17 protein-coding genes are annotated in these 16,553 nt (G+C 44.2%); 5 read left to right on the top strand and 12 right to left on the bottom strand.

All coding sequences use genetic code 11. The annotated features are described in order from the left end of the window. Positions 1 to 5: 5 nt before the first annotated feature. Positions 6 to 719 carry a GntR family transcriptional regulator gene (locus R7Q41_RS19170; RefSeq protein WP_005377279.1) on the bottom strand — a complete coding sequence of 238 codons (714 nt, stop codon included), beginning with the start codon at positions 717 to 719 and terminating at the stop codon, positions 6 to 8. A 264-nt stretch (positions 720 to 983) separates the two neighbouring features. Then, positions 984 to 1,382: a GFA family protein gene (locus tag R7Q41_RS19175; protein ID WP_053304399.1), complete on the bottom strand. Its 399-nt coding sequence runs from the start codon at positions 1,380 to 1,382 to the stop codon at positions 984 to 986. Positions 1,383 to 1,648: 266 nt separating this feature from the next. Between R7Q41_RS19175 and R7Q41_RS19180 the strand changes: the two genes are divergently transcribed. From R7Q41_RS19180 to R7Q41_RS19200, 5 genes are all read left to right on the top strand, one after another. Then, the gene (locus R7Q41_RS19180) at positions 1,649 to 2,620 is read left to right on the top strand and encodes a tripartite tricarboxylate transporter substrate binding protein (RefSeq protein WP_005388181.1); all 972 of its coding nucleotides are present in this window, start codon (positions 1,649 to 1,651) and stop codon (positions 2,618 to 2,620) included. A gap of 238 nt (positions 2,621 to 2,858) precedes the next feature. Beyond that, a complete protein-coding gene (locus tag R7Q41_RS19185; protein WP_005377273.1) occupies positions 2,859 to 3,353 on the top strand; it encodes a tripartite tricarboxylate transporter TctB family protein in 495 nt (164 codons plus the stop codon). Positions 3,354 to 3,372: 19 nt separating this feature from the next. Continuing rightward, positions 3,373 to 4,899, top strand: a complete 1,527-nt coding sequence (locus R7Q41_RS19190) for a tripartite tricarboxylate transporter permease (protein WP_005388177.1) — start codon at positions 3,373 to 3,375, stop codon at positions 4,897 to 4,899. Between the two features lie 279 nt (positions 4,900 to 5,178). After that, a complete protein-coding gene (locus tag R7Q41_RS19195; RefSeq protein ID WP_054728525.1) occupies positions 5,179 to 5,694 on the top strand; it encodes an adenylate kinase in 516 nt (171 codons plus the stop codon). Positions 5,695 to 5,775: 81 nt separating this feature from the next. After that, positions 5,776 to 6,546, top strand: a complete 771-nt coding sequence (locus R7Q41_RS19200) for a sulfite exporter TauE/SafE family protein (RefSeq protein WP_047102688.1) — start codon at positions 5,776 to 5,778, stop codon at positions 6,544 to 6,546. 293 nt (positions 6,547 to 6,839) lie between these two features. Here R7Q41_RS19200 and R7Q41_RS19205 read toward each other — a convergent pair whose 3' ends face one another. The 10 genes from R7Q41_RS19205 to vscY all read right to left on the bottom strand — a co-directional run bounded on the left by R7Q41_RS19205 (position 6,840) and on the right by vscY (position 16,553). Then, the gene (locus R7Q41_RS19205; protein ID WP_005388171.1) at positions 6,840 to 7,811 is read right to left on the bottom strand and encodes a TAXI family TRAP transporter solute-binding subunit; all 972 of its coding nucleotides are present in this window, start codon (positions 7,809 to 7,811) and stop codon (positions 6,840 to 6,842) included. 259 nt (positions 7,812 to 8,070) lie between these two features. After that, positions 8,071 to 8,436: a hypothetical protein gene (locus tag R7Q41_RS19210; protein WP_017821699.1), complete on the bottom strand. Its 366-nt coding sequence runs from the start codon at positions 8,434 to 8,436 to the stop codon at positions 8,071 to 8,073. A 353-nt stretch (positions 8,437 to 8,789) separates the two neighbouring features. Next, positions 8,790 to 9,794, bottom strand: a complete 1,005-nt coding sequence (gene vopD / locus R7Q41_RS19215; RefSeq protein WP_005377262.1) for a type III secretion system translocon subunit VopD — start codon at positions 9,792 to 9,794, stop codon at positions 8,790 to 8,792. A gap of 10 nt (positions 9,795 to 9,804) precedes the next feature. After that, a complete protein-coding gene (vopB, locus tag R7Q41_RS19220; RefSeq protein WP_054866172.1) occupies positions 9,805 to 11,004 on the bottom strand; it encodes a type III secretion system translocon subunit VopB in 1,200 nt (399 codons plus the stop codon). A gap of 7 nt (positions 11,005 to 11,011) precedes the next feature. After that, a complete protein-coding gene (vcrH, locus tag R7Q41_RS19225; protein WP_005377258.1) occupies positions 11,012 to 11,497 on the bottom strand; it encodes a SycD/LcrH family type III secretion system chaperone VcrH in 486 nt (161 codons plus the stop codon). Positions 11,498 to 11,509: 12 nt separating this feature from the next. Next, positions 11,510 to 13,333, bottom strand: a complete 1,824-nt coding sequence (locus R7Q41_RS19230) for a virulence-associated V antigen (protein WP_284144571.1) — start codon at positions 13,331 to 13,333, stop codon at positions 11,510 to 11,512. Between the two features lie 10 nt (positions 13,334 to 13,343). Beyond that, complete coding sequence (locus R7Q41_RS19235) at positions 13,344 to 13,628, bottom strand: LcrG family type III secretion system chaperone (RefSeq protein ID WP_005395092.1); 285 nt, start codon at positions 13,626 to 13,628, stop codon at positions 13,344 to 13,346. 60 nt (positions 13,629 to 13,688) lie between these two features. Continuing rightward, on the bottom strand, positions 13,689 to 14,102 hold the full coding sequence (locus R7Q41_RS19240; RefSeq protein ID WP_053304394.1) for an LcrR family type III secretion system chaperone: 414 nt from the start codon (positions 14,100 to 14,102) through the stop codon (positions 13,689 to 13,691). After that, positions 14,102 to 16,228 carry a SctV family type III secretion system export apparatus subunit VcrD gene (vcrD, locus tag R7Q41_RS19245; RefSeq protein ID WP_104979251.1) on the bottom strand — a complete coding sequence of 709 codons (2,127 nt, stop codon included), beginning with the start codon at positions 16,226 to 16,228 and terminating at the stop codon, positions 14,102 to 14,104. The genes R7Q41_RS19240 and vcrD overlap by 1 nt, the downstream gene beginning before the upstream one ends. Further along, complete coding sequence (gene vscY, locus R7Q41_RS19250) at positions 16,212 to 16,553, bottom strand: type III secretion system chaperone VscY (protein ID WP_005377248.1); 342 nt, start codon at positions 16,551 to 16,553, stop codon at positions 16,212 to 16,214. Before vscY ends, vcrD begins: the two co-directional genes overlap by 17 nt.

Consider the following 16,553-nt stretch of genomic DNA (forward strand, 5'->3'; position numbering starts at 1 on the left):
TCCTTCTAGTCTTTGTCTAAACTTTCTGTATGTATAATTTGAGATTGGATGAGCTTTCGACTTCCTGATATGTGTCTTCTCATCAACATTTCTGCAAGCTCTTCATCGCGATTGCGAATGGCTTCCAAAATGAATTTGTGTTCGGTGAGCGCCTCATTCGGGCGAGATTGCGCACGTGGCGACTGGTAACGATACATCCGTAATAAGTGATAGAGTTCATCACACAGCAGAGATATTAACTTACTGTTTCTACTCGCTTGGATGATGCGATAGTGAAAATCAAAGTCACCATGTTGATGGAAGTAAGACGCGCCTTCCATTTGGTCTATATGCTTGGAATGTGTCGACAATAGCATTTCCAAGCTTAAGAGCTCTTCTTGCGTAATGTGTCGCGCAGCTAACCTTGCCGCCATGCCTTCCAATGCTTCTCGAACGGCATAAAGTTCTATCAGCTTTTCCGGAGAAAAAGTGGTCACTCTAGCCCCAACATGAGGAATTCGCTCGATGAGCCCTAGCCCCTCTAAGCGCATCAATGCTTCACGCAAAGGCCCACGACTGACTTGATATTTCTTTGCTAGCTCAGGCTCTGATATCTTATGGCCAGGCTTCACGTCGCCATTAACAATGACTTCAATGAGTGTTTCGGTCAGCGTTTCGGATTTGGTGTGTTCTTTCTCAGAACCCAGCACTTTATAACGAGCTTTCAACTCAGAGTTCATATTCAGATACTCTTGTTACCGACATCGAAATGTCTACAATTTCTTAACCTGAATATAAAGTAGTCGATCAAAGTGTCGACAATCAAGTAAATTGTCGACAATTTAGACTAAGGTCGTAATTTAAATTGGCCTAAAATGCCTATTAAGTGCCGTTTTTAGCAGAAATAAAGAATGGTGAGTTCACATTGTCGACAACTTATAAACCTTTAAGCTTATGATCTAAAAACTAAAAGCTCAGCTGTCGAACAATAATCGGATAAAAAACTATTCTTTAGGTACAAATTGATCAAAGACTTGTTGCGAAGTCATCTTTTGTGAAGCGGAATTGAGGTCATAATAAGCTGGCTTTTCATCGGTAAAAATCTCTAAAGTGAGTTTGAAATCTGGGTTATCGAACAAACCAGCGGAAAGAATGTACTCACCTGTCGGCAACAAATGATAGAAAAGGTTTGTGCCGCATTCGCCACAAAAACCTCTCACCGCCCAGTCTGACGACTGATAACGTTTAGGTTCGCCACCTTTAAACGTCACGTTAGGCCCACAATGCACCGCATGAAGTGCGCCACTCGACCATTTTCGACACATAGAGCAATGGCACAGGCTAACCTCATTTTTAACCTCAGCGATGACTTCAATTGCGCCGCACAAACACGTCCCTTTCATTCTCTTTTCCTCGTTCATTTTCCGTCATTTTATTATGGCCTACCAAAGCGTAAAGCCGCGTGACCTAACACCAACTTCTCGCCGTGAACTTTATGAACAAAATAACCGAAATGCTCAATATTCTCTTTATATCTCTTTTACAGACAGATATTTAACACTTAATTAACCTTTACACCAAGTTCAGCTTTAACGCTTACAAGGCATGACAACTGAGCAAAAACAATAAGGCTCAACTAAATAGAGTCGCTAACATAAGGAACGTGAACATGTTAAAGGTACTCAAACCAACGCTCGCCGCTTCAATCATCGCAGCTTCATTTTCATTCAACGCTCTTGCTGCAGATATTGAAAAAATGCACTTTCTTATCCCTGGAGGTGCAGGTGGCGGTTGGGACATGACCGCCCGAGGTACTGGTGATGTATTAATAAAGTCGGACATCGTCGAAACCGTATCATTTCAAAACCTATCTGGTGGTGGCGGTGGCAAAGCAATCGCACATTTGATTGAAACGGCTGATCGTCAAGAAGATACACTCATGGTGAACTCAACACCGATCGTCGTTCGTTCGCTCAGTGGGATCTTCCCACAATCTTTCCGCGACTTGACTCCTGTTGCCGCAACGGTTGCCGATTATGGCGCCATTGTTACATCAGCCGATTCTCCTTACAGCTCTTGGGAAGATGTCGTTAAAGCTTTTAAAGAAAACCCACGTAAGGTGAAGGTTGCTGGTGGCTCTGCTCGTGGTTCTATGGATCATTTGGTTATAGCAGCAGCTTTCAAAGGTGAAGGTTTTGATGCGCGCAAAGTTCGTTACATTGCCTATGATGCAGGTGGAAAAGCCATGGCTGCCCTACTTTCAGGCGAAACACAACTGCTCTCTACAGGGCTAGGTGAAGTACTCGAAATGTCTAAGTCTGGGCAAGTGAAAGTGTTAGCGATTACAGCACCAAAACGTTTAGAAGCTGCGCCTAACATTCCAACTCTCACCGAATATGGTAATGAAACTGTCTTTGCTAACTGGCGTGGATTCTTTGCAGCACCAGGCACAAGCCAAGAAAAGCTAGATGAATGGAATGCCGCATTTACTAAAATGTATAACACCGACGAATGGCAAGTCGTTCGAGACCGCAATGGTTGGATCGACAACTATAAAGCGGATAAAGCATTCTTCGCGTTTCTTGAAGATCAAGAGCAACAGATGGGTGACTTAATGCGCGAGTTAGGCTTCCTGAAGTAACAGTCGAATTGGGGTCCCTCAGATACCAACCTCAATGAATAACGTAGGTTGGTATTTCCCCATTGTATTTGCACTCTAAGTTTCACCGCATATGGACATTGTCGACAATCGGCATGCACACTCCTTTGTTTATATACCCAAAGCGGCTCGACTAGCAGCGAAATGCTTAATTGTTAATGGTTTAGTTTATTCATTGACGTCCATATGCGGTCTTTTTTACTTTTGTTAGGAGTTGAATATGCCTCGTTCAACCAACTTTTTCACCAAAGAGTACTTGCTCTGTCGTGACCGCGTCGGCGCAATGATATTTCTACTCTTCTGTCTTTGCTACGGTTATCAAACCTCGCAGATTCCATTGTTTCCAGGTGATGAGTATGAACCATTCACCGCACGCACTCTGCCAACCATCCTGACTTACGTTGGTGTCGGCCTTTCTTTGCTATTGCTGGTGACAGGACAACCAGATAAACAAAGTGGCGCAGTGCTGACCTTCAATTGGAAGTTACTGATTGCCTTTTTAATTTTAATGGCGCTCTACGGCGTGGGCCTGACTTATCTAGGTTTTGTGATAGCTACTGGCTTGTTTTTATTGGCTGGCTTTTATCTGCTCGGGGAAAGACGTAAACCCGTTCTGTTTGGCGCGTCGTTTCCATTCGTGATCGCGTTCTACTTATTACTCACTCAAGGTTTGGACATCTATCTCGAACCGGGTTTGATTTTCACCATCTGGTAGCCAAAGAAAGGACTGAATTATGTTAGATGGAATTCTACAAGGTTTATCCACCGCAGTAATGCCAATGAACATTATGATGGTGATCGTTGGTTGCTTCGTCGGTACATTTATCGGCATGTTACCTGGACTTGGGCCGATCTCAGCCATTGCTTTGATGATCCCAATTACTTATGGTCTAGAGCCCTCCTCTGGCCTTATTTTAATGGCGGGTGTTTATTACGGTGCGGTATTTGGTGGTTCTACATCGTCGATTTTAATTAACGCGCCGGGTTGTTCTTCAACCGTGGTCACAGCATTCGACGGCTACCCAATGGCTCAAAAAGGCCAGGCAGGTAAAGCATTAGCTTTGGCAGCTTATTCGTCTTTCACTGGCGGTACACTATCTGCCATTATGTTGCTTGTTGCCGCACCAGCATTGGCTAGCGTCTCCCTTAGCTTCCAATCGTCGGACTATTTTGCGTTGATGCTACTTGGGTTATCAGCAGTCGCGGCTTTTGCGGGGAAAGGTCAGGTAATCAAAGCGTGGATGATGACCATTCTTGGTTTGATGCTATCTACAGTTGGAATCGATAAAGGCGTAGGCGTTGAACGCTTTACCTTCGGTTTAACGGATTTAATGGATGGCTTTAGCTTCTTGTTGCTTGCAATGGCGACATTCGCACTGGGTGAGACACTGATGGGCATCCTTAAACCATCAAAAGACACCAGCGATGAAGAACAAGAAAAGCTGAGCAACATTGGCTCAATGAAAGTGACCAAGGAAGAAATCAAAGATGTTGCGCCTGTTTCAATTCGCTCTTCAATATTAGGTTTCTTCACTGGCGTTCTTCCTGGCGCAGGGGCAACCATTGCTGCTTTTTTAAGCTATGGTATGGAGCGCAACCTCGCACCTAAAGAGAAAAAGGATGAGTTCGGTAAAGGCAGTATCCGTGGTTTGGTTGCGCCAGAGTCTGCGAACAATGCAGCATCTAGTGGTTCATTTGTACCGCTATTAACGCTTGGTATTCCGGGCTCTGGTACAACAGCAATAATGCTCGGTGCGCTGATCGCTTATGGTATTCAACCTGGCCCTCGCCTATTTGTTGAACACCCAGATGTGTTCTGGTCAGTGATCATTTCCATGTACTTCGGCAACATCGTACTTGTGATCCTGAACTTACCATTGATTCCGTACATTTCAAAGCTTTTGGCGGTTCCAAGAACGGTGCTTCTACCGATGATTTTATTCTTCTCAATCACCGGGGTTTATTTGGTCTCTTTTAACACTATGGATGTGTTCGTGATGCTGATTGTGGCTATGGCTGCCATTGCACTTCGGCTCGCTAACTTCCCGCTCGCACCTTTATTGCTGGGCTTCATCCTTGGAGGATTAATGGAAGAGAACTTACGCCGCGCATTAATGATTTCAGATGGAGAACTGAGTTTCCTATGGGAGCGTCCTATTACCCTTACCTTTACTGTTTTAGCTGTATTGGTATTGGCAAGTCCACTAATCGTAAAGCTGATTCAAAAGTTTAAAGCACAGCCAGTCAGCGTTGAGCAGTAATCGCTGTCTCTTTCAACCTAGATAAAGCCATCCATCGTGATGGCTTTATCTTCCGCCCTCCAAATCGTTCGCTTATTGTGCAGATGGTATTGACAAATCACTGTCGTTATATGAAGGTGATTGTATGAACACACACTTAGCGCAACTTAACCAACGAATTATCATCATTCCATAGGAATGGTGGGATTTTTTGATGCGCTCAGTATTTATCGAACCCACCCATAGCGGTGGGTTTTCTGTCTCTACCGTATGGGAAAAGCTCTCTTGGAGGCGGTCACAATGCAAAAAATAGCAGTTTTTGGTAAACCCGGCAGTGGAAAATCGACGGTAAGTAAAGCAATCGCGTCTGCTACCGGTCTTCCTCTTCATCAATTAGATTCAATAGTCTATAAACCAAACGGTGATCCCGTCGAGCGTAACGTTTTTGATGAAGCCCATAGCAATATACTAAGCTCAGATCGTTGGATTATAGATGGCCTTGGACCGATCAGCTCTTTCAACGCTCGTTTAGATGCAGCCGATACTCTCATTTATATTGATCTACCATACTCCGTAAGCTATTGGTTTGTGACGAAACGTCTCCTTAAAGGACTATTCATAAAACCTGAAGGTTGGCCTGACGGTAGTTCGGTACTGAAAGGAACGTTACAAAGCTACAAAGTTCTTCAGCAATGCCCCGCATTCTGGAATGATGACTTTATGTATCGCCTCGAAGGGTACTCTCAAAGTAAAGCCGTTCATGTCATCAAAAACGTTACAGAACTGAACAATTTTGTTTTAGAGCGGGTAAAGTAAACCTCATATCAGAACATTAGAGCATGTAGGTTAGATCATCTGAAGCTCTAACAATGAAAAAGAACATAACAAGGATTGTTTATGCTTTTAGAACTCTCACTTTTATTCATTGCTGGCGTAATTGGTGGGATCATTAACTCCATAGCGGGAGGCGGAAGCTTTATTACTTTTCCGGCTCTATTGGCAGTTGGTGTTCCTCCTATTATGGCTAACGCAACAAACACATATGCTTCATGTGCGGGTTACATTAGTGGAGCCGTCGGGTTCAGAGAAGAGATCATGAAGAACAAGCATGAACTGCTGTTCACAGTCTCATTCAGTTTAGTCGGCGGCGCTGTCGGAGCATATCTGTTGCTCAACACGCCAGAATCGCTATTTATGGAAGCCATCCCTTGGTTACTCTTATTTGCCACCGTGCTTTTTCTCACCGGTTCTCGTTTAACAATGCTAATCAAAACTGTCGCGAAAGAGCACAAACATGCTGGCATACTCGGAGCAATCGCGTTGGGTTTACTACTTGTTGGTGTCTCTGCTTACGGTGGTTTTTTCAACGCAGGTTTAGGGGTTATTGTTCTGAGTTATCTGGTAGTAGCTGGTCACCAAGACATTAATTTAATGAACGGTTTGAAATTGCTCGTATCTACGTGTGTTTCACTCATTGCTATCGTGATTTTTGTTGCCAATGGCTCCATTGATTGGCACACAGGTAGTGTTGTTTTGGTCGGTACGTTGGTAGGTGGGTATCTTGCAGCTCGTGTATCTCGTCAACTGAATCCCAATCATGTTAAAGGGTTTGTTGCTCTTTCTTCTATTCTCATCACTATCTACTTTTTCATTGATGTTTATGTTTAAGCAAAACTTGTACAAGTGGATAACACTCCTACAAAAACACCAGCGCGAAAGATTAATGCAGATAGCTTAACGATTTTTTGTGTCACTCCAGCGAGGTTAGGAATCTAATAGCACTACACTGAGCGGCTAATGAAACCATTTTGATCACAAAGTGCTCGGATGGAAGATCCTGTATCACGCTCCTTCGTCGCTGTACAGGATGACGAGAGATAGAAATATGCCACTCGCAGTTAAACGAGTGGCATTGATCGAGAAAGATGGCGTTTTACATCAATAATAAGAGAAGGTAACGCTTACTTAATCAGCCCTACTTCTTTGTAGTATTTGAGCGCACCTGGGTGAAGAGGCGCAGATAAACCGTCTTTTACCATTTCCTCTTTCTTCAAGTTTGCAAACGCTGGGTGGAGACGGCGGAAATCATCGAAGTTTTCAAATACCGCTTTAACCACGTTATAAACCACATCTTCTGGTACCGCAGTAGAAGAAACAAACGTCGCGCCCACACCAAAGGTTTGAACATCACTATCTGTGCCACGATACATACCACCCGGGACATTTGCGACACGATAGAAGCTGTTGTCTGCAACCAGTTTTTCTACATTAGGTCCAGCTACCGTTACGATATTACTATCACACGACGTAGTGGCTTCTTTAATCGCTCCACTTGGGTGACCAACGGTATAAATCATCGCATCAATTTTGTTATCACAAAGTGCTTTTGATTGCTCTGCTGCTTTTAACTCAGAGACAAGCTTAAAGTCGTCGTTACTCCAACCATACTGGTTCATTAGCACTTCCATAGTACCTCGCTGACCAGAACCAGGATTACCAATGTTAACGCGCTTACCTTTCAAATCATCAAAAGTTTTGATGTTCGCGTCTTTACGTGCAACGACAGTAAACGGTTCTGGATGAACGGAGAATACGGCGCGTAGCTCTTTAAAAGGCCCGCTTTCTTCAAACTTACTGGTTCCTTTGTAAGCATGATACTGCCAGTCTGATTGCGCGATACCGAGGTCCAATTCACCAGCACGAATAGTGTTGATGTTATAAATCGACCCCCCAGTACTTTCTACCGAACAACGGATACCGTGATCTTCTCGCGATTTGTTAACCAAGCGACAAATAGCGCCACCAGTCGGATAATAAACCCCTGTTACGCCACCGGTACCAATAGTGACAAACGTTTCCTCCGCAGACGCAGAAAAGCCTGTTGTGAGTGCCGCTAAAGAAGCAGCAAGTGCGATTTGCTTAAACTTAAACATTGAACATCCCTTTTACCTGTGTTGATGACCGTTTAAGTATAGCAACCGTTAACAATTTGATAACGTTTGAGTTCTCATCCTTGGCGGTTAGCTTAGTAATCACCATTTTATTGGCATATTCTGCCGTTATATAATGGCTCTATATAAGCGTAAACCGTATAGTCTAGAAAATTAAATCTTTAGACTGATATGTCCATTCTAAATTATCTATTAAATAGAAATACTCAGGTCAAATTACTATAATCTTGTTAAATAACCTTTATTCTATATAAATATGATGAGTTATAACTCCAGCCAGAAGACATGATGTACTTGAAATAAATAATACGAATGAGAGAACAAACAATCGTTGAATATGAATTGGAACCTTATCCCTCTTCTCTAACATTTTATATCGTTTCGCATGAAAAGTGCTCAGAAAAACAGTTCCATATTGTAGTACTCCGTGACCTGATAAGAATATATTCAGAGTGTAGTATCGAACTCCATTATCAAGAGCATCTTCAAGATACTTCAACCACTTGGATTTCAAATAAATAACAAACAAAAACCAAGCAAATATACCTAAAATTCCAACCGTAGTCAGATAAATCACTAAATCTGATGCTAAACTGATATCTTCCATCTTCGACTACTTATTAAGTTGAGTTTTATATAATTCTGTTCCCAAATACTCACCAGTCGAACTACCATATTTTGTTATTGAGTATCTAATTACACCCTTCACTACAAAAAATTCTTAAACACACTTTTTGTGAATAATAATGGCACTTTAACTTAATTTTACGCAACAAGGCTACTATGAAGTTGTTAGCTTTGAGCTGAGTTCAACAAAAACAGTAACTTTTATGCAATGTAACTCACTACGTTATATTGCTTTACAAACAAATCACCCAGTAAATATCCGTATCTAGTTTAGATAGCTGAAATAAAAAAAGCGTTGTATAAACAACGCTTTGTAGTTAGTGAAACGGATGGTTACACCGTTGGGACTGACGCTCGCCACGCTTGGTTCTGGCTATCTGAGATAGATCGGAACAAGTCACGTAGCTCTTTCAATAAACCTTCTTGGAAACCAATGTTTTCATCGGCTTTCTGTTTGGCTGCTTGTGCGCGAGTCGCTTGTACTTCATCATCTTTGCTGCGCGCTTGCGCTTTGGTTTGCTCTACATTCGATGCTGAGTTTGCCATCTGGCCCAAAGCTTGAAGAATCGCGTTCTTCGCTTGGTTTGAGCTCATCAACTTATCGAACTTACGGCCACCACTTGTCAGCTGCGCTGTCGTGTCTGCGATATTGTCTTTCGCTAGTGAGTGCGCACGCTTAACCTGATCTTGCTGCGTTTTAGACAAGCTATTGTTATTTAATAACTCTTCTGCTTGATCGAAGCCAGCTTTTTGCGTTTTCAGTACATTATTGCTCGCCATTTCATTCTTGATTTCTTTCCCTGCTTTGAAAGAACCAAGGGCACCAATAATTGCGGTAGCACCCGCTAATACACCCGAAACGACTGCCATCGCGATCATTGCGCTTGCCGAGTTGTTGAGTTCTGCCGCTTGGCTTTCTAAACTCGCGACGTTTGCTTCAACAGCAATTTCACGTTGTAGCACTTGCTGCTCACGGCTCAGCTTTGATACTTGATACAACAATGTTAATAGCGTCAACGATTGTGATACCGCATCTGATGGTGACTTGATCACCTCCTCACCGTTAAGCGCTTTCATCGTTGTGCTCATTAATGAGCTCACCGTCGGTGCAAGAGCGCTCATTAGGTTTGCAACAACCTGAGCTTGGTTACTCACTGTAGGAGCTTTAGGTGTCTCTAACTGGTAGCGTGCTGCACCAGAAACACCTGACTCACTTTGGCTTTTAACGGCGCCCGCTTCAAGCTTTGTTTCCGGCGCTTTTTCTGCTTTGTTGGTTTTTATGGTATCGCCTAAACCGTATAGTTCACCACGACCCGTTCCGCCTACTTTATCTAGCATAATAAACTCCTTATACCGTTGCAGGACGGCTTAACACCGTTTGCATAGTTTCACTTTTCGCTTGAATCATTTGCATGATGAGGCTCATCAACTCTTGGAAGTCTTCCATCAACTTACCAATCTCTTCTTTGAGCTTATCAATGACAGCCTGGCTTAACGTCATTTTGGCTCGAAGGTCTGTGATATCAGCCTGAATCTCTGTCACGTGAGCATTGTTAGCAGCATGGACACTGTCCGTTGCGCCTTTACCCACATTGACGGCAAGATCGACGGTTTCTGCGCCATAACGAATCGCTTTCGCTGTTGTTGTCGCAGCTTTTGTGCCCATATCCGCCACTTTCGCCATGTTTGCAGCGGCTTTCGTAGCGATTTCCGTGACCTTTTGAGCTACCTTACCAGCACCTTTTGCTGCAAGTTTCGCGATACCGCCAGCTGCTGCACCACCAAACGTTACAACAGCTCCAATAACCGCGACGGCGATTTCTAATGCCATTACGACTTTGTTTAGCACATCGACATTTATGCCCGCTTCTTTTAGCGCATCTTGAACGGCTGGCTCTTGCAGCGCCATGCTCACTGCTCCCATAACGCCACCAGCGATCATAAGTGCACCGGCTGCTGCACCAACACCCGTTGCCACCATTACGGCACCAACAACAATAGAAACCACCGCACTGATCCAACCAAAGATCTTCGCTGCTAAGCCTGATTTTTGGGCTTCTTTTGCAGCGGCTTCCGATTCTTTGATTTTGTCTTGGTTTTCCACCATCTCTTTTTCGTGCTTAGCTTTTGCGACCTTCACTTCCTGAATTTTCAGCTCGTTTTGAGCACTTTTCAGTTTATCCGTGATAGCAGCAAGCTCTACTTCAAAATCATCAGCAGATCCTGCGATTATTTTGACGGCAATCGAACCTGTTTGGTCTGCAACTGCATGGAGAGATTTTGCAATGGTATCGACGATCTTTTGCAGCTGTGCCATGGCTTTTAGCGTCAAATCATTCACTTTGTCACTAACAGCTGCGTTAGGTGCATCTAACTGAACTTTTACTTTTCCGGTGTTCAGTACATCTGCATCTTTACTCTTCACGTTTTCTACCGTCACAGAAGGCGTCGCTGTAGACGCCGTTTTCTGCACGTTATCTAACGTGGCTTGGCCAGATTCAGGGCTATAAACCTGTGTCTGGATGCGGTCAAGTGCAATAGAACTCATAGTCTAATTACTCCTTTTTATTTCTCACCGCTTCTAACATGATGCCTGCACGCTCATGCAAATCTGCATATTGTGATTTTCCGGCAGACATCTCCTTCGCGCTATAAAACCCACTCTCTGCTTCTGTCAGTTGTTCCAGTTTCAGGTGACATTCAGCAGAGTGAAAAGGTGGGCGTGGATCATTTACGTCCACTAGCGCTGCGTAGCTGTAGGCGTCTATTGCCTGCAGATACTCACCCAACTCCTGACGAGCCGCGCCAAGGCCAATGAAAAATCGCGCCTGATAATGATCAAGCATGCTGAGTAATTGAAATACTTTCGCTGCTTGCTCAATCTTTCCCGACTGGAAAAAGTTGTAACCTACGGCATAAATGTGTTCGATGGTGTCCTGAGACACATCGTGCAACATTTTTAGCGTGCCTCCCTCTTCCAGAAAAGACAGCAGCTCTTCTGCTTGCATTTGAGATGGATCGGTCGCGTTTGTTTTAGTCATGGTTGGTTATCCTTAAATGGCTCGTAGGATTTCTTGTAAAATACTGTGGTACTTCTGAACAAACTTGTTCATCGCTTCAACGGTAGAGTTGTATTGAGAACTGGTGTCGTTCAGCTCAGTGGTTTTGATTTGCACTTCATCGTTAAGCAACTTGGATTTAGCACTGACAGAACTAGAAAAATTAGACAGTTTTTTCGACTTCTCTTCATCTTGGTACGACGCACCATCACCGATAGTAATACCTTGTGTTTGAAGGAAGTCTCGATGGTTTGTTATCTTATTATCCGTCAAATACTTGTACTCAGGTGAAGCTTCAAAATCCGTTTGATTGCTGTAGTTAAAGTCACTCGCTTTGAAGTTACTTTCTGGATATCCCGGTTTGTAAACCCCATCAACACTTTGCGTAGAGTGAATTTTTGATTGCACAACACCAAAAACTTTAAGCTGTATTGTGAGATCCTCTAATGCCTCTTTCTGGTCATTACGTTTCTCTAAACGGTTAACACGACGCTCATTTAGTGCAAGCAGCACTTGCTCATCAAAACGGTCTCCAATGCTGGACTCAACAACGGCCAACAAATCACGAGCCGTTAGAGAGTGCTCTGCTCTCACCTCGCGATCCGCTTTCTCTTTATCGGTGATATTGAGTAGACGCTCTTTCAATGCCCCTAAGTTCTTGCGCAATGCCTCGTATCGCTCAGTAAATGAAGCCCCGGTAGATTCACCTTTTACTATTTTTTCAAACTGTAATCGGATATCTCGTTCGGTGTTTTCTTTGATCAAATTAACTTGAGCTGCCGTTATTTGTGTCTTTTGGACATCGGCTATCGCTCTGTCCTGGTAAAAGTCGTCGATTTCTATATTTGTTAAACTCACCGCGAAGTTGGCGAACAAGCTAGAAAGGGTCAAAGGCTCAGTTCCACCAATAACAGTGTTAAGTGCTGCTTTTAGATTGCTCGTTCCACTCGCCTCACCATAAGCTGCGCTATATTGGCCTTTCACTTGAGCGGCCATTTCATCTAACGCCTCTTTAAGCTGCTGTTTAGAAATACCAGGAGTCCAGGTAATTCTGCTAGCTAGCGCACTTGCGTCATCGGTGCTTAAAGTAATACCGATGCCTTGAAAACTACTTTTTAATTGAGCTGAGACTTGAAGAGCGAAACTCTCTTTAGTCAACAGAAAATCCGAGCTCTTCAGTTGCGCGAGATTAACGGAACCTAAGCTACTAAAGGCATTGCGAAGAAAAGAAATAGAAGCATCTCTCACTTCACGGGAGCCCATTTGATTAGCAAGCTCTGCAACAAAAAGAGAAATTTCTTTGGTGGCATTAGCCAGACCTGTCTCGGAGAGGTTGGCGATCTGCTCCGCTTGGTTACTCTGAGTGCCCAGATTAAATTGACTAACAAACTCAGTAGATAACGAGCTATCTACGTTTTCCGTCAGTAACTTACTAAACCAAGACTGAAACTGATTTGATAGCGTTTGGTTTGTTTGAGCATTAAACTCGGCTGCGGTTAATTCGCCATCTGAGTTAGCACTTTGTAGCGACTTTAGCCAAACAGATGCGGTGTCGGTCAATGATATACCAGCAAACGCGTTATTTTTCGCTTTTAGGTTTTCAAGCGTATCAACATAAAGCGCGATGCTTTGTAATTCCGTTTGTCCCGAGATAGTTGGCAATGAAGAGATTATCGAGGCAAGTTGCTGAGTCTCTGCTTCACCCAGTACAGGGGTAAATGCCTCTATCAAGTTTTGTTGGAAAGTGGGTAATGGTGCACTACTCGCAGCTGTGTCTGTTGCTCCTGTCGTAGAGCCAGTCGTTTTCATATTCGTCATTTCCAAACCTCTAAATCATCATGCCGCGCATCACTGTGGGACGCTTTCTGCGTTTACCTGACGTACCTTGTAGCTGATTTTGTTGTTGCCGGCGGCGTTGGACTTCGTCTATTAGCTCTTGCTCTGCACGTTTCATGGTATCTACTGGTGCTTTTATGCCGCCAAGTAAAACATCACCCGCAACAGGACCAACACCTAAGCCTTCCAATAGCTCGTTAAAAATATCGGTTCTGTCTTCAGCTTTTCTAATGGCAAGCTCAGCGTTCTCAATCGCATCGGTAAACGGTTGCTTCATCTTGATTCCTATCTTAAAGCGGGTCATCTCATCGGTGCTGTCAGTAACAGTCGTGAGTTTTTACTTTTTCAACTTTTTCAAAGGTCTATAATCTGCTAGACGTAAACAGTACCAGTCGTCTAGCTCATCATGGCTTGCACCGCATGCTTTTAGATAGAATTGTGCCAATCGCTGGCTGCTCATGTTGCTACCACGTAACACATCGACGTTGCCGCGAATGACCCAATCGGAGGGATAAAGTTGAATGGCATGTTCAGCCAAGAGAAATAAGCCGGCAAAGGGGTTACTCAACCCCAATTTTGGACGAACGCGTTTCAGAAGAACGATGATGATTTCACCGTCCTCCACCCGAAAAACGAGCTCTAAGCCTTCAACTTCAATTCGATAACCAAGTTGAATTTCACTTTGTTGCCAAAAGTATGGCGTCACTTCGATCCCCGCTTGCGCCAGCGAGAGTATTAGTTTTGTTTTCATTACATCCCCACCCTTCCAAGTGGCTGAATATTGATTTGCTGGGTTAGTTCTTGAAATGACAAAACGGGCAGATCGTAGTATTCCGATTCAATAAGCTTTCGCACATATCGGCGTACATCCATAGACACAACTAGCACAGGTTTATTCGGCATGCGGCTTAAGTCACCAATGGTCTGTTTCACATCACTGACAAATTGTTGCGTTACTGACGGGTCTAACGCCAAGTAACTCCCTGCTGAGGTTTGACGAATACCGCTGCGTATTGTGTCTTCGAGACTTTGATCCAATAAGTAAGCGGGCAACATGTTTTGTCCGCTCGCGTATTTGTAGCAAATGTAACGTTTTAAGCTGGAACGAATGTACTCCGTCAGCTGTACAACATCTTTCTCTTTTTGGCCCCACTCAACCATCGCTTCCAAGATCACGCGAAGGTTTCGGATAGAAATGTCTTCAGAAACCAAGCGTTGCAAGATTTCCGTCATTTTTTGCAACGGAACAATACGCTGGGCCTCTTTGACTAGCTCCGAATAACTGCCTTCCATCTGCTCCAACAGATAACGCGTCTCCTGAATACCAATAAAGTCTTGTGCGTACTCCTTGAGAACATGAGACAAGTGGTACGTTAAAATCCTGTCGGGTGTGAGAAAACCGACATGACTGGCTACGAGTTTTTGCTCATAACTCTGTGCCACCCAAATGCTAGAAATACCAGGTAGAAAATCTTCATCTTGCTCATAAGGCACGCCTAATAAATCGATCTGTTCATTCCCTTCTGTCACCAAGAGTTGATCTTTAACAATTCGTCCTCGTGCAACCGGGACTTCTTGTAACTGAATTAAGTACTCGCCATTTTGCATCCCCTCGTTAAAGCGCAGGTGGATGCCTGGGAAAGGCACGCCTAGGTCGAGATATAGTGCGCGTCTAACCCTTGCTAGCTCTTCATTTAATGCGACCGCTTCCAAGCTTTCCTGAAGGCTCGCGTCAAGATCAATCAACAGCGGGACCGTCATGGCGAACTCTTCTTGCTCACCTAACTTACCTTTGCTGTTTCTAGAAGGCGTGGGTTTGCTTGGCTTCGCTGCTGGCGAACCGGCCCCTTGCGAAACAAAGCTTGATAAGTCGGTGCTATCTGATTCCGCTTGTTTTTTCTGTTGATAGAAAAGGAAGAAACCACCACCACCAACCACGGCGGCCAAGACCAGAAAAGTGATTTTTGGGAATCCAGGGATGAGTGCGAACAGCACCAAAAGCACACCACCAATAAGAAGCGCACGTGGCTGAGCAATCACCTGCCCACCAATGTCCGACCCAAGATCAGAAGAGTCTTCATGGGAAACACGCGTCACGATAATACCGGCGGTAATCGCGATAAAGAGTGCCGGGATCTGCGATACCAAACCATCGCCAACGGTCAAAATCGCAAACAATTCAAGTGCTTCAGAAGCACTCATGCCTTTTTGCGTTACCCCGATCGTGACGCCACCTAAGATGTTGACCACAATGATGACCAGACCCGCAATGGAGTCGCCTTTAACGAACTTCATCGCGCCATCCATCGAGCCATACATTTGGCTTTCTTTTTCAATCAGTGATCGTCGGTGCCTAGCTTCGTGTACGTCAATTACTCCGGCACGCATGTCACCGTCAATACTCATCTGCTTACCAGGCATCGCATCGAGTGAGAAGCGCGCACTAACTTCTGCTACCCTTTCTGAGCCTTTGGTGATCACCATAAACTGAACAATGGTAATGATCAGGAACACAACGATACCGACCACTAAGTTACCGCCCACAACGAAGTTACCGAATGTATAAACGATTTGACCAGCATCGCCTTGTAGCAAGATCAAGCGGGTTGTCGTGATAGATAAAGACAGACGAAACAATGTCGTGATCAATAGCACCGCAGGAAATGCAGAGAACTCAAGTGGCGTGGTGATGTAAATCGCTAACATAAGCAGCACCACCGCAATGCTCATGTTGGTGCCAATCAGCACATCCACCAGTGCGGTAGGAAGTGGCAATATCATCATAAAGACGATCGCGAGTAACATCACCGCAAGCATGATGTCTTTGCGTTGCCCTACTTTGTTTAGAATATCGATCAACTTATTCATGTGATTCACTATTTAAAGATTGCAGATAGCGTCGGTGCGCTTGGCGTGCCCCATCGACGTCATTTTGTTTCCAACGCGCTTGGCTTAAACAAAACCAGAGTCCTGCCGAGTCAGGATGAAGGTCAGATTTTAATAAGTGCTCACACACCTCAATCGCCCGGGTATATCGACCACTTTGTAAACACGCCACAGCAAGTGTTTGCATCGCCTCTTTGTGCTGCGGTTCTATTTCTAGAACCGCATCGAGAATAGAAATGGCATGCTCTGGCTTTTGGTATTGAACTTGTAGCGCAGCGTGAACAAGTAAGAGTTCAATGTCTTTGGATCTCAACAT

Origin of the sequence: Vibrio sp. 2096 (assembly GCF_033339595.1) — a bacterium.
GTDB lineage: Bacteria > Pseudomonadota > Gammaproteobacteria > Enterobacterales > Vibrionaceae > Vibrio > Vibrio alginolyticus.

Bases quoted from the DNA above. Each gene is read 5' to 3' on its own strand.
- R7Q41_RS19170 (WP_005377279.1), bottom strand. From the start codon at position 719: ATGAACTCTGAGTTGAAAGCTCGTTATAAAGTGCTGGGTTCTGAGAAA.
- R7Q41_RS19175 (WP_053304399.1), bottom strand. From the start codon at position 1,382: ATGAAAGGGACGTGTTTGTGCGGCGCAATTGAAGTCATCGCTGAGGTT.
- R7Q41_RS19180 (WP_005388181.1), top strand. From the start codon at position 1,649: ATGTTAAAGGTACTCAAACCAACGCTCGCCGCTTCAATCATCGCAGCT.
- R7Q41_RS19185 (WP_005377273.1), top strand. From the start codon at position 2,859: ATGCCTCGTTCAACCAACTTTTTCACCAAAGAGTACTTGCTCTGTCGT.
- R7Q41_RS19190 (WP_005388177.1), top strand. From the start codon at position 3,373: ATGTTAGATGGAATTCTACAAGGTTTATCCACCGCAGTAATGCCAATG.
- R7Q41_RS19195 (WP_054728525.1), top strand. From the start codon at position 5,179: ATGCAAAAAATAGCAGTTTTTGGTAAACCCGGCAGTGGAAAATCGACG.
- R7Q41_RS19200 (WP_047102688.1), top strand. From the start codon at position 5,776: ATGCTTTTAGAACTCTCACTTTTATTCATTGCTGGCGTAATTGGTGGG.
- R7Q41_RS19205 (WP_005388171.1), bottom strand. From the start codon at position 7,811: ATGTTTAAGTTTAAGCAAATCGCACTTGCTGCTTCTTTAGCGGCACTC.
- R7Q41_RS19210 (WP_017821699.1), bottom strand. From the start codon at position 8,436: ATGGAAGATATCAGTTTAGCATCAGATTTAGTGATTTATCTGACTACG.
- vopD (WP_005377262.1), bottom strand. From the start codon at position 9,794: ATGCTAGATAAAGTAGGCGGAACGGGTCGTGGTGAACTATACGGTTTA.
- vopB (WP_054866172.1), bottom strand. From the start codon at position 11,004: ATGAGTTCTATTGCACTTGACCGCATCCAGACACAGGTTTATAGCCCT.
- vcrH (WP_005377258.1), bottom strand. From the start codon at position 11,497: ATGACTAAAACAAACGCGACCGATCCATCTCAAATGCAAGCAGAAGAG.
- R7Q41_RS19230 (WP_284144571.1), bottom strand. From the start codon at position 13,333: ATGACGAATATGAAAACGACTGGCTCTACGACAGGAGCAACAGACACA.
- R7Q41_RS19235 (WP_005395092.1), bottom strand. From the start codon at position 13,628: ATGAAGCAACCGTTTACCGATGCGATTGAGAACGCTGAGCTTGCCATT.
- R7Q41_RS19240 (WP_053304394.1), bottom strand. From the start codon at position 14,102: ATGAAAACAAAACTAATACTCTCGCTGGCGCAAGCGGGGATCGAAGTG.
- vscY (WP_005377248.1), bottom strand. From the start codon at position 16,553: ATGTTGAGATCCAAAGACATTGAACTCTTACTTGTTCACGCTGCGCTA.